Annotated in this window: 12 protein-coding genes and 2 rRNA genes; 3 read left to right on the plus strand and 11 right to left on the minus strand. The window is 37.9% G+C overall.

Going from position 1 to position 12,428, the window contains the following annotated elements:
• Positions 1 to 64: 64 nt before the first annotated feature.
• Both rpoZ and V5290_RS16215 read left to right on the plus strand, forming a co-directional pair.
• Positions 65 to 340, plus strand: a complete 276-nt coding sequence (rpoZ, locus tag V5290_RS16210) for a DNA-directed RNA polymerase subunit omega (protein ID WP_113819230.1) — start codon at positions 65 to 67, stop codon at positions 338 to 340.
• A 215-nt stretch (positions 341 to 555) separates the two neighbouring features.
• Positions 556 to 1,536, plus strand: a complete 981-nt coding sequence (locus V5290_RS16215) for a calcium/sodium antiporter (RefSeq protein ID WP_333388174.1) — start codon at positions 556 to 558, stop codon at positions 1,534 to 1,536.
• A gap of 45 nt (positions 1,537 to 1,581) precedes the next feature.
• On the opposite strand, the gene V5290_RS16220 is transcribed toward V5290_RS16215, so the two are convergent.
• The 5 genes from V5290_RS16220 to V5290_RS16240 form a co-directional block, all read right to left on the minus strand.
• Positions 1,582 to 2,391, minus strand: coding sequence for a formate/nitrite transporter family protein (locus tag V5290_RS16220; RefSeq protein WP_333388176.1), 810 nt, complete (start codon positions 2,389 to 2,391; stop codon positions 1,582 to 1,584).
• A gap of 90 nt (positions 2,392 to 2,481) precedes the next feature.
• A complete protein-coding gene (gene nirD, locus V5290_RS16225) occupies positions 2,482 to 2,811 on the minus strand; it encodes a nitrite reductase small subunit NirD (RefSeq protein WP_333388178.1) in 330 nt (109 codons plus the stop codon).
• Positions 2,808 to 5,357, minus strand: coding sequence for a nitrite reductase large subunit NirB (gene nirB, locus V5290_RS16230; RefSeq protein ID WP_333388181.1), 2,550 nt, complete (start codon positions 5,355 to 5,357; stop codon positions 2,808 to 2,810). Before nirB ends, nirD begins: the two co-directional genes overlap by 4 nt.
• Positions 5,358 to 5,557: 200 nt before the next feature.
• Positions 5,558 to 6,340 (minus strand): NAD(P)-binding domain-containing protein, encoded by a 783-nt coding sequence (locus V5290_RS16235; RefSeq protein ID WP_333388182.1) that lies wholly within the window; start codon positions 6,338 to 6,340, stop codon positions 5,558 to 5,560.
• Positions 6,341 to 6,369: 29 nt separating this feature from the next.
• Positions 6,370 to 6,555 (minus strand): DUF1289 domain-containing protein, encoded by a 186-nt coding sequence (locus V5290_RS16240; protein WP_333388185.1) that lies wholly within the window; start codon positions 6,553 to 6,555, stop codon positions 6,370 to 6,372.
• Between the two features lie 194 nt (positions 6,556 to 6,749).
• Here V5290_RS16240 and V5290_RS16245 point away from each other — a divergent pair, with 194 nt between their 5' ends.
• A complete protein-coding gene (locus V5290_RS16245) occupies positions 6,750 to 7,106 on the plus strand; it encodes a glutathione S-transferase N-terminal domain-containing protein (protein ID WP_333388188.1) in 357 nt (118 codons plus the stop codon).
• A gap of 167 nt (positions 7,107 to 7,273) precedes the next feature.
• Here the strand turns inward: V5290_RS16245 and V5290_RS16250 are convergent, their stop codons facing one another.
• From V5290_RS16250 to V5290_RS16275, 6 genes are all read right to left on the minus strand, one after another.
• Positions 7,274 to 8,461, minus strand: coding sequence for a heme biosynthesis HemY N-terminal domain-containing protein (locus V5290_RS16250; protein WP_333388191.1), 1,188 nt, complete (start codon positions 8,459 to 8,461; stop codon positions 7,274 to 7,276).
• Positions 8,462 to 8,466: 5 nt separating this feature from the next.
• The gene (locus tag V5290_RS16255; protein ID WP_333388194.1) at positions 8,467 to 9,594 is read right to left on the minus strand and encodes a uroporphyrinogen-III C-methyltransferase; all 1,128 of its coding nucleotides are present in this window, start codon (positions 9,592 to 9,594) and stop codon (positions 8,467 to 8,469) included.
• 40 nt (positions 9,595 to 9,634) lie between these two features.
• Positions 9,635 to 10,372, minus strand: coding sequence for a uroporphyrinogen-III synthase (locus V5290_RS16260; protein ID WP_333388198.1), 738 nt, complete (start codon positions 10,370 to 10,372; stop codon positions 9,635 to 9,637).
• A complete protein-coding gene (hemC, locus tag V5290_RS16265) occupies positions 10,369 to 11,295 on the minus strand; it encodes a hydroxymethylbilane synthase (RefSeq protein ID WP_333388202.1) in 927 nt (308 codons plus the stop codon). Before hemC ends, V5290_RS16260 begins: the two co-directional genes overlap by 4 nt.
• A 749-nt stretch (positions 11,296 to 12,044) precedes the next feature.
• Positions 12,045 to 12,160: ribosomal RNA gene (rrf, locus tag V5290_RS16270) — 5S ribosomal RNA — on the minus strand.
• A gap of 142 nt (positions 12,161 to 12,302) precedes the next feature.
• A 23S ribosomal RNA gene (locus tag V5290_RS16275) occupies positions 12,303 to 12,428 on the minus strand; the annotation flags it as partial.

Raw genomic sequence — 12,428 nt, forward strand, 5'->3', positions numbered from 1 at the left:
AATTGCGGTTTAGCACATATAATAACCGCCCCTTTTTTATGTAATTAACTTTTGGAGTTAACCAATGGCACGAGTAACCGTTGAAGATGCAGTAAATGTAGTAGGCAACCGTTTTGATCTAATCTTAATGGCTTCTCGCCGAGCTCGCCAGCTTGCGACACAAGGTAAAACACCTTTAGTTGAACCTGAGAATGATAAGCCAACAGTAATTGCATTACGTGAAATTGAAGAAAACTTAATCACCAATGAATTAATGGATATTCAAGATCGCCAAGAAAAGCATGAGAAGCAAGCTGCTGAATTAGCTGCTGTTGCTGCAATTGCAGAAGGTCGTGGTTAATACCCACCTACCTTATAAATATGGGAGACGCTGAGCATGAAAATGCTCGGCGTTTTTTTTATACTCTATTACTTAATATAGTCAGTCTTCAACCCAATCAGATCAACTAAATAAATGAGTATACCGACAAAAGTGAATTCACTATCATTAGGTTTACCAATTATATTAACAAGTTGACGGGTATTAACATCACTTAACTTTCTCAGGAGAATGTTTTGATTACTTTATTAGTTCCAACGATTGCAATTCTTGTTGGTTTCGTACTGCTTATTTGGAGTGCAGATAAATTTGTATTGGGCGCCTCTAATACAGCACGTAGCTTTTCTATCTCTCCATTGATTGTAGGGATAGTCATTGTAGGCTTAGGAACTTCTGCTCCTGAAATGTTAGTGTCATCAATGGCTGCACTAGAAGGGAATACAGGCTTATCGATTGGTAATGCAATCGGCTCTAATATTACTAATATTGGTTTAATGTTAGGTATTACAGCTTTATTTTACCCACTACATATACATTCTAAACTGCTTAAACGAGAAATGCCGATATTACTGGCGACGATGTTGCTAAGCTACTACTTGTTAATTGATTTACAGTTAAGCTTCTTTGACGGTTTAATACTGCTAAGCATCATGATAGCAATGCTAGCCTTCACAATATGGGAAGCAAAAAGTAACGGTAAAGATAGTCTACCACAAGAAATATTAGATGAATTACCAGAAGAAATAAGTAAAGGCGCAGCAATTAAGTGGTTGATTATTGGAATTTTAGTGTTGATCGGCTCTTCTCGACTACTTGTGTGGGGCTCTATAGAAGTGGCTGAGTATTTTAACGTCAGTGATTTAATTATTGGTTTAACTATAGTTGCAATTGGGACCAGCTTACCTGAATTAGCAACAACCATTGCAGCTGCACGTAAGAAAGAATTTGATCTCGCTGTGGGTAATATTATTGGCTCAAACATGTTTAATATTCTAGGTGTAATGGCATTACCTGGTCTGATTAAACCAGGTAGCTTTGACCCAGCAGTTATTGTGCGAGATTATCCGGTCATGCTTGGTTTAACGCTTGCGTTGATCATTTTTTCTATTGCATGGCATAAAGGTAAAAAAAGCATTTTAGGCCGTGTTGAAGGCGGTTTATTGTTATTAGGTTATATCGCTTACATGGTTTGGATATATTTGGATCTAGCCAAATAAATAGATAATGAAGGTAGTTAATCACAGATTAACTACCTTCAACTGCTAAACCTGCTTTGCAGGTAACGTTTTAGCATGTGTTACGTACAACGCCATTCCCGTAAAGACTAAACCTCCAACGATATTACCTAAAGTAACCGGTAACTGATTCCACGTTAACCAATCCATAATAGTAAATTCAGCGCCTAGCATCATACCTAATGGGAATAAGTACATATTCACCACAGCATGCTCAAATACTAACGCAAAGAAGATAAAGATAGGGAACCACATCGCTAAGGTTTTACCCCCTACAGACTTAGATGTCATTGAACCAACCACACCTAAACACACCATCCAGTTACATAAAATGCCTTTCACAAACACAGTGATCCAACCATCAATACCATGCTCTGCAAAACCTAACGAGCGAGCAGTAGACGCTTTAATAAATGCCTGACCAACGGCGCCAGGTTCAACACTAAAGTTCATGGTAAAAGTTAATGCCACTAAAAAAGCAACGGCAACCGCACCAATCAAATTACCTAAAGCAACTAATAACCAGTTACGTAAAATAGCGCTTTTAGTAATGTTTGCACGCTTATCAAATAACGCTAAGGGTGCCAATGCAAACATAGCGGTTAATAGGTCAAACCCCATTAGATTAAGTACCACAAATCCAACGGGGAAGACTAATGCACCTACAATGGCTAAACCTGTTTGCACAGCAGCTGTTATGGCTACAGCAACTGCAATTGCTAAAATTGCACCGCCCATTACAGCACGTAAAATAGTGTCCCGGGTTGACATCATGACTTTGTTTTCACCCGCATCGATCATGGTTTGAACGAATTCGTTAGGTTTAATGTAAGACATAGTTAGATTCCTATAAGTAAAGTTTTAAAATAAAATTGAATAGTGAAATACTCCTAAAATATAAGGAGCATTTAGGCTATTAAAATTCACCTAATGAGCTTGCACCTCTATCGTGCCCGACTGAATGCGCGTTTTATAAGTCGTTAATGCAACCTCTTTATTTTCAAAACAATGGCCATCTTGTAAGTTGAATCGTTGTTTTTTTAATGGTGAAGCGACCCATAATTGCGCTTGGTGTTCACAAATAATGCCTCGAGACATTACATTTGAATGAGCAAAAGGGTCCATATTATCTAATGCATACACTTGCTCTTCTTCAGTGGGGCGAAAAATAGCCACTTGTTTACCCTCGATTAATGCACACACACCGGTACCTTCATAAACCTTGTCTAACTCACAAACAGATATCCATTTACTCATTTCATTTCCTCCAAGCTAATTTGATAAACAGGTGCTTTTTCATCGAAAAAAGCAGGACGTTTTTGTCCTCGTTCAGGGGTGAAAATGACGTTGTCATCTTGAGCATCACTATTGATAAAATGTGCAAAACGAGAAAGCTGCTGTTGGTCACTCAACGCTGTTGTCCATTCACATTGGAAGCTATTAATCGCTTCAGCCATCTCTTGTTCAAGCTGATCGTTAAGACCCAGTTTATTATCTGCAATAACCTCTTTTAAATAATCGATGCCACCTTCTAGATTTTGTAACCACACAGAAGTACGCGTTAATTTATCGACAGTGCGAATATAAAACATCATGAATCTATCGATGTATTTGACCAATGTTTCTTTATCTAAATCAGCAGCAAGTAATGACGCGTGTTGAGGTTTCATACCTCCATTACCACAAACATAAAGGTTCCAACCTGCATCTGTTGCAATAATACCAACATCTTTACCCTGCGCTTCAGCACATTCTCGAGTACAGCCTGATACACCAAATTTCATTTTATGAGGTGTACGTAATCCTTTATATCGATCCTCAAGTTCAACACCTAAGCCAACACTGTCTTGAACACCAAAACGACACCATGTACTCCCCACACAGGTTTTCACCATTCTCAGAGCTTTAGCGTAGGCTTGACCAGTCTCGAATCCAGCATTAATAAGTTGTGACCAGATATCAGGTAAATCGCTTTTATGGGCACCAAATAAGCCAATACGCTGTGCACCAGTAATTTTGGTATACAGTTCATATTGTTCAGCAACACTCGCTACTGCAGCTAACGCGGTTGGTGTAACTTCGCCACCTGGCATACGAGGAATGACAGAATAAGTACCGTCTTTTTGCATGTTGCCTAAGAAAATATCGTTAGTATCTTGTAAGCCGTTATGTTCTTTAGCTAATACAAAATCATTCCAACATGATGCAAGAATTGAAGCGACAGTCGGTTTACACACCTCACAACCGTAACCTTTGCCGTATTTATTTAAGAGCGCTTTAAAGGTTTTAATGCCTTCAACTCGAATCAAATGGAATAACTCTTGGCGAGAATATTCAAAATGCTCACAAAGGTGATTTTTAACTTCCATCCCTTGTTTTTTTAATTCTGAATTTAATACTTGGGTAATTAAAGGAACACAACCACCACAGCCAGTACCGGCTTTGGTTTCCATTTTAATTGCACCAATGGTGGAATGCCCTGCGCTTACCGCTTCTGCGATATCAGATTTTTTCACATCAAAACAAGAACAAACTTGAGCAGTTTCAGGTAAGGCATCAACCCCTAAACCAGTACTGCCTTGTCCAGAATAGTTAGGTAATATTAATGAATCAGGGTGCTTAGGTAATTCGATATTATTTAATTTGTACTGAAGAAGATCGCTATAACTACTTGTATCTCCGACCAATACTGCGCCCAATAATTGCTTACCATCTTCAGAGACAATAAGGCGTTTGTAGACAGATTTATCACCATCTAAATAAACATAGCTTTTACAATTTTCAGTGCGCCCATTAGCATCACCAATACTGCCCACATCAACACCTAACAATTTTAATTTGGCACTCATATCAGCACCTGTAAATGCATTGTCAGTACCGAGTAGCGTATCCACTGCGACTTTTGCCATACTATAACCAGGTGCAACTAAACCAAAAAATTGACTATTCCAAGAAGCACACTCACCAATAGCAAAGATGTTTGGGTCAGAAGTAATGCATTGATCATTAATACTAATACCACCGCGAGGCGCAGTTTCTAAATCGGTTTGTTTTGCGAGTTTATCCTGTGGTCTCACGCCGGTAGAAAATACAATAAAGTCTACTTCTAGTTCAGTGCCATCAGCAAACTTCATGGTATTTCTTGCATCTATACCGCTAGCAACAATTTCTTGAGTATTCTTACCGGTATGAACATTTACACCAATACTTTCGATTTTACTACGCAAAATTTGTCCACCTTGCGCATCTAATTGCTCTGCCATTAAGACTGGAGCAAACTCAATAACATGTGTTTCTACACCTAATGCTTTTAGGGCGCCAGCAGCTTCCAAACCTAATAAACCACCACCAACTACCGCGCCTTTTTTACTGTTGCGCGCTACTTTTTCGATGGCGTTTAAATCTTCAATAGTACGGTAAACAAAACAGTCTTTACTTTCATTGCCTTTAATAGGTGGTACCCATGGATAAGACCCAGTGGCCATGACGAGTTTGTCGTAAAAGACCGCACGACCAGTTTGAGAGTGAATGACTTTTTCAGCTCTATTAATCGTTAATGCGCGTTCACCAACCAACATTTCAATATTATTTTTTTCATAATATCCTGTTTTAACCAGTGATAACTCGTCGGCAGTATGATGAGAGAAATATGAAGAAAGATGTACTCGATCGTATGCAACTCGAGGTTCTTCACAGAAAGCAACAATATCAAAGTTAGCTAACCCTCCCTTATCGACAAACTCTTCGATAAAACGGTGGCCAACCATACCATTGCCAATAATGACTAATTTTTGTTTGCTCATAATGTTTCTCTCACCTAATTAATTTAGGTGAAAGATAACGTAATAGTGACTTTTAAAATTGACGAATATCAAGGTAGGTTTGAATAACGGGTAAAACGCTTATATTTAATTTAAAAACGCGATTAACCACAATTTAATTAAGGTTAAATTGTGGTATGGAGAATCATTGCATAGACAAAAAATCTTTTAATATTAATGAATTAGAAAGAAATATCTAAAATATTAGGGTAGATAAATTGATAGCCTAACTTACGTTTAACTTTTTCATTGCTAATCACTTTACTGGCACTATTTTCAGCAATAATATAATTAGGTTTAGGTAAACCAAGTGAAACAGCCATTTCAGTATAATAGTCTTTCTTAGTTGGGTGGTTATCTGCACAGCCATTGAAAACTTCCCCCCAAGCTTGTTGAGTTAATATACATTCTATTAACTTAATACAATCAGCTTGATGAATTAGGTTAACCTTCCCTAAACCATCCTTAATACTTTTACCGGAAGCGAAGAAACGTCCCGGATGACGTTTACGGCCAATCAACCCCGCTAAACGAAGCACGGTGCATTGAAAGTATGGATTATCAGTGAAACATTTCTCTATTTTTCGGAGATTCGTTTCAACTTCAAGTTGATCACTTTCATAGCAAACACCAGCATCATTTGGATAAACAGAAGTAGAACTGATAAACAACACTTGTTTAACAGCACTCGTTTCTATCTCCTTTGCTAACCTCTCAAAGGCAGATAATTCTTTACAGGTAATATTAATAATTAACGTTTCGGCATCAAGAAAACGGTGTATGTTACTTTCTATGTTATCAATATCGACCAGATAGGGCGTGATATGTGCCTGTTCCAAAGTACTAAGCTTATCAACAGTCCGAGTTGATAAGTTAACCTTATAACCGTTTTCGGTTAGTTGATTTGCTAAAGGAGCACCTAACCAACCACTTCCTAATATGCTTATCGTGTTATTATCTATCATCTACCTGCCTACTTTGCTTGCTTGTTTGCTTAATTATCCGTTGAATTACTTAACTTTTTACGACGCAATTCAGCAGTGTCAATAATCATTTTTTTTGTGGATTCCGTTGCTTGTGACCACTCAGTTATTTCAGACATACTGCGATAACAACCAACACAAACGTTATCTACATCTAAACAACAACGCCCTGCACAGGGTGAGGCAATTTCACTCATTTTTTGTTCCTTATCTAATAACCAAAATATATTTATAGTCTGGTCTTACCGCTCGTCTGAGATGTTTCAACAAACGATGTACTATTTTACAATGTGCCTTTCCTAACACCCTGAGTACAATATATTTGAACGCTTTTATGCTACCCGTAGATCAGTTACAATTTTACTCTGAACATTGACATAAAGAGATAAAAATGAAAATTATTCGCTGGGTACTAGGCCGTATTATTTTACTACTTAATTTTATTTTAGCCCCTAAAAAGCTAAAAAGAGATGCAGCACTACAACAGAAAATAGATCAAGAAACAAAACACCTACAATTATATCAATTTGCTGCCTGCCCTTTTTGTGTAAAAGTAAGAAGAACAATGCGTAAAAATGCATTAGATATTAAATTGGTTGATGCTAAACAACCTGCAAATAGAGCTTTGTTGATTGAACAAGGCGGTAAAGGCACAGTCCCATGTTTACGTATTGAAGAAGATAACAAGATCACTTGGATGTACGAATCTTCAGACATTATTACTTATCTTGAAAAGAGATTCGCTTAAATAGTCACCGTCCCTGCTGCTAGTATAAGCAGCAAGGGAAATAACATTAATTAACTTCAATTGGCATCAAACCGCGATATTAGCGAATTTATTTATCAAGTGATATTTGGATACTAGGTGCAATCAAAACAAGTATTTTCTTGAACACACCTAATTGGATAGTAGAACTAGAGAGTGGAGGATGCAAAGGCTAACCCTTCACGATAATATTGATTAGCTTGCTCATTCATCTCTTGCTCTTCTAGTAAAGAAGCCACTAGTTGGTAGTCTTCTACATTAGGCAATGTTTTTAAACTTTCAGTAAGGTGATCAATAGCCGCCTTAGGATGATTTTCTTTAAGTTTCAAATGCGCTAATGCTTGGTGGACATAATCTGCATGTGCAGACTTCTTTAACTGCTTTTCAAGAAAGGTAATAATTGGATAGTGATCAGTTACTTTTATCTTCTGTAAATAAGGTAACAGAGGTAAAGAGAACTGACGTTGCAGTTTTTCCAATAAGAACTCTTGAGCCAATTTACCGTGGCCATGATCAATGAAAGCTTCTAATACTGCTTTTTGGTAAGACAACTCTTTACGCATCCAACGAGCCACATCTTTATGCCAATAGTCATTGAGCAACTGACCACTTTCGGCAGCAAGTTGTTGAAACAGTTGTTGATGAGCATATAACTCAAGTTCAGCAGCTTGCTGAGCATCCAAATCTAACAATTTTCGTTGTGAACTTAACAACGTTATTAAAGGTTTCCACTCATTAATAGCTGGGTACAACACAAGGTAATGTTGTATGACTTGCTTATTCTTTGGGAACTGTTGATTCAATTCAGTTAAAGTGACTAATGCATTTTCATATTGCTGCGCATCGAGTTGTAATTCAGACCAAACTAAACCAACAGCGAGTTTAGATTTAGGGTATTCACTCGCCAACTGTAAATAATCATCACGTTGGTTAAACTCACCATTTTTATGTGAGGCACGTGCAGCCGCAATATAAGTGAGCGCCGGAGATTCACTTCGATCAGCAGATTTAGAAAGTAGCTTTTGTGCATGCTTAGTATTACCTTCTAATAACGCTAACATACCTAATAAACTATTCTTTTGTGCTTTACGTGTTTTGCGCTGACCAAACCAACCACGAGTTACACTGCTCATTGACAGTACTTTTCTTAATAACCATTCTAAAGCCAATAATATGAAGTAAAAAATAATGGCAATAAAGACAGCATTAATGATAGTGGTTTCATAGGTTGTATAGCTATCAAAGGAAACTAATATATAGCCTTTATGAGCACTCAATTCAGGTGCAAAAATTAACCCTGTGAGTAAAATAATGACAATTGCTATTAATCCAATCATATCAACTACTCCGCACTTTCAATGGTGAATGATTTACTGATACGTTGCTTTAAAATATGCGACAGTAAAGGTGCACTTTTAAACTGGTCAGGGTAATCGATTGAAATAGTTTCTTTGCTGAGTTTTTGAATCGCATTATAAAATTGCTGTGTGCTTTTATCGCCCATATCATAATAAACAGAAACCAATTTCAGCGCACCTTGCAATGCGATGTCATAAATCTCTTGCTGCTCTCTGTATACGGCAAATTCAGCTTTTGATAAGTGATTTCTTAGATTCTCACTTAAATACCAAGCTTGCTCTGGAGATAACAAAGCTTCAACAGGTTTGTCTCGATGAGAAATAACAATAAAGCTTTCAATAAAAGAGTCCCAAGAACGATCTAAATTTGTTTCCCAATCAGAAATATCCGTAGATACTTCCTTCGTATCGGTTTCAGCCGCTTCAGACATAGTTAAGCCAGCAATCATCAATGTATCTATACGACGCTCTAGGCTTGATAACGATAAAATGATGCCATCCACATCACGCGATGGTAAGGCCTCTAACATATTAATATCTTCTAACAACGCACGACGAAGTGGGTTCAGGCTTGGGTCACCCATTTCAACAATACGCTGATCAGCAGTACTGAGTAGCGCAATAGTGGCATTTAAATCATGTTCTAACCATAGTTTACGGCCAGACAAATTAATCAGATATTCGACCTCTGCCAAAATCCAATCGCTTGGATGACGAATATTAGTTTCAGCGACAGCACGACGTAATGATTGAATATCATCATTGTACAATTTACTTTTGTTCTGACTATCTTGTAGTTGAATATTTAGCTGTTCTATTTGAGTCTTAACATTGTCATTAGAGGACTTAGTTTGTTGAAGTTGACTATTCAACCGAGCAGTTTGAGAGTCCAGCTTATCAGTGAGTGTTTCAATTTGCTCTTGGTATACCGTATTTGTTCCTACATTATTTTTATAAAAATAATAGCCAAAGCCTAAAACAAAAAACAATATAATAAACAATATGATGATAACAGCTACTAATAGCTTGGAAGATTTTTTACGCTTTTTTTTCTCAACTAGCACTTCTGGCTCAATTGGAGTTTCTGGGTTTTCAGTATTAGTATCAGTCATAATTTTCCTATTTTAAAACTAATGGGCTATACAGATGAGATCAGTTATTATGAAAAAAATCCACTATCTGGTTTGTATGTAAACTTGGTAATAAAATAATATTTTCCACCCCCAACAACTTAGCTTGTTCAGCAACGCGTTGACTTGGAACATAAAAAGTTAACCCACATAACCAACTTGTATATCCCTTTGGTACAAGTACAAATAATTGATTTAAAATTTCCACACTACTGATAATAACACCATTTATAGATGCTTGTTGCCAATAATTAACTAAATATGTGCCATCTAGATCGAGTTTTACTCGTTTATATGTCTGAAAAAAATCTACTTCAGCACCACGTTTAATTAATGTGTTTTCGAGCAAGTCTCGGCCACCTTCTCCGCGAAGAATCAAAACACGCTTATGATCTACATCTTGAAACGCATCTAACGCTAATAAACCTTCGCTATCAAAACGAGATACAGGTGATTCTACCGGTTGTTTAGTGGCTATTGTTAACGACGCTTTAGTGGATTCTCCTACCGCAAAATATTGTGCCTTAGGCCAATTGTGGTGAATGCTTCGTTGGGCATATTTAACGGCATTGCCACTCACCGCAATCACATAATCATATTGCCCAGATAAAAAGTCATCTAAAGTATCACTTTCATTTAGACCAACTACAGTTAACAATGGCTGCGCAATTGTAAAGCAGCCAACTTTACCTAATGCATCAGCTAGGTGCTGTGCATGTGGGGCAAAGCGGGTTATTAGTAATCGATCTGAACAACTCACTGATAAACTTCATTTAAAATTTCTTTCGCGCCAGCATCTAATAATTGCTGTGCAAGTGTTTCACCCAATACATGTGCTTGATCGATATGCCCAGTTATCTCTTTACGAATAATATGTTTACCATCGACACTGCCTACTAAACCACGAAGAAAAACTTGCTCACCTTCTAATAAAGCGAAACTACCGATTGGCACCTGGCAACCACCTTCAAGCGCTAAATTCATCGCACGCTCAGCAGTGACTCTAATACGAGTTGGTTGATGGTTTAATGGTGCTAATAAAGCCATTGTCTTTTTATCATCTAAACGACATTCGATACCGACCGCACCTTGTCCAACAGCCGGTAAACTAACCTCAGGGGCAATGAAACTAGCAATTCGATCGTGCATTTCTAAACGCATTAAACCTGAAGCAGCTAGAATAATAGCGTCATACTCACCTTCATCTAATTTACGTAAACGCGTATTCACATTACCACGTAAATCTTTAATGACTAAATCAGGACGTATGGATTTAATTTGGCATTGACGACGTAAGCTACATGTACCAACCACCGCACCTTGAGGCAACTCTGTAATTTCTTTAAAATGATTAGAAACAAAGGCATCACGAGGATCTTCACGTTCACAAATTACACTTAGCCCTAAGCCATCAGGAAAGTCTACAGGAACATCTTTCATAGAGTGAACAGCAATATCAGCTCTATTTTCTAGCATAGCCACTTCTAATTCTTTAACGAATAAACCTTTACCCCCCACTTTCGCTAGTGGGGTATCTAGAATAATGTCACCTTTCGTTTTCATCGGTAACAGTTCAACAGTTAAATCTGCATGATGTTTCAACAGCTCAGCTTTAACAAAGTTAGCTTGCCACATTGCTAATGGGCTATGACGTGTTGCAATACGGATAATTTTTTTAGACATAATCGTCTCTCTAATAAAAGGATAATTGATGCTATCAAATACAAACTAATGATCCATAGAAATATGATATAAAAAGTTAAACAGAAGAAAATATTGACTAACTCATGTTATAGATATGAGTAAATAGGCGAAATTGATAATGCATGATATAGAAAATGGAAGGAAATGAGGCGCTAATGTAAGGCCAAAAGGTTTTCGCTTATCAATGTTATCAAGCAGGTTGCCATAAGAAGACACTTGCTATGGTAAAAGCTTGGGGGTTTAATAGACAATCAAGTCACAGCTATAGCTAATCTACACCCTACTTTATTGTCGCTTATCACTGAATTACAGACATAAAAAAACCCTGTCGACGTGAGTCAACAGGGTTCGTTTAATAAGGCGCTTGGCGATGGGTATACATTGCTCATAATCCATCGCTGTCGCGATATTCGCCCTACTATCACACATAAGGATGACGACTGCGTCGCTGCTTTTGTTTATCCCATACTCAGGTAGGTCAGCATTTATCAGCAGACATAAAAAAACCCTGTCGACGTGAGTCAACAGGGTTCGTTTAATGAGGCGCTTGGCGATGGGTGAACATTGCTCATAACCCATCGCTGTCGCGATATTCGCCCTACTATCGCACATAAGGATGGCGACTGCGTCGCTGCTTTTGTTTATCCCATGCTCAAGTAGGTCAACATAAATCAACAGACATAAAAAAACCCTGTCGACGTGAGTCAACAGGGTTCGTTTAATGAGGCGCTTGGCGATGACCTACTTTCACATGGGGAGACCCCACACTATCATCGGCGCAGCTGCGTTTCACTTCTGAGTTCGGCATGGGATCAGGTGGTACCACAGCGCTATAGCCGCCAAGCATAAAAACTTAATCAGGAAAGCGATATATATGTTCTTTAACTCGTTCTCTATCTCACAATCTATGTAAATACGCTATCACAAGCGCTTATATTTTAACGTCTTCTTTGACAATCTTGGAAGTAACACCACTTAGGTGTTGTATGGTTAAGCCTCACGGGTAATTAGTACAAGTTAGCTCAATACATTACTGCACTTACACACCTTGCCTATCAACGTTGTAGTCTCCAACGGCCCTTTAGGGAACTTAAAGTTCCAGTGAGAACTCA

This window comes from Psychromonas arctica (assembly GCF_036697365.1).
In the GTDB taxonomy this organism is placed as follows: Bacteria; Pseudomonadota; Gammaproteobacteria; order Enterobacterales; family Psychromonadaceae; genus Psychromonas; species Psychromonas arctica_A.

Excerpts from the sequence above, each read along its gene's own strand:
- V5290_RS16250 (WP_333388191.1), bottom strand. The coding sequence starts at position 8,461 with ATGATTGGATTAATAGCAATTGTCATTATTTTACTCACAGGGTTAATT.
- rpoZ (WP_113819230.1), top strand. The coding sequence starts at position 65 with ATGGCACGAGTAACCGTTGAAGATGCAGTAAATGTAGTAGGCAACCGT.
- V5290_RS16255 (WP_333388194.1), bottom strand. The coding sequence starts at position 9,594 with ATGACTGATACTAATACTGAAAACCCAGAAACTCCAATTGAGCCAGAA.
- hemC (WP_333388202.1), bottom strand. The coding sequence starts at position 11,295 with ATGTCTAAAAAAATTATCCGTATTGCAACACGTCATAGCCCATTAGCA.
- V5290_RS16235 (WP_333388182.1), bottom strand. The coding sequence starts at position 6,340 with ATGATAGATAATAACACGATAAGCATATTAGGAAGTGGTTGGTTAGGT.
- V5290_RS16220 (WP_333388176.1), bottom strand. The coding sequence starts at position 2,391 with ATGTCTTACATTAAACCTAACGAATTCGTTCAAACCATGATCGATGCG.
- nirD (WP_333388178.1), bottom strand. The coding sequence starts at position 2,811 with ATGAGTAAATGGATATCTGTTTGTGAGTTAGACAAGGTTTATGAAGGT.
- V5290_RS16240 (WP_333388185.1), bottom strand. The coding sequence starts at position 6,555 with ATGAGTGAAATTGCCTCACCCTGTGCAGGGCGTTGTTGTTTAGATGTA.
- V5290_RS16245 (WP_333388188.1), top strand. The coding sequence starts at position 6,750 with ATGAAAATTATTCGCTGGGTACTAGGCCGTATTATTTTACTACTTAAT.
- nirB (WP_333388181.1), bottom strand. The coding sequence starts at position 5,357 with ATGAGCAAACAAAAATTAGTCATTATTGGCAATGGTATGGTTGGCCAC.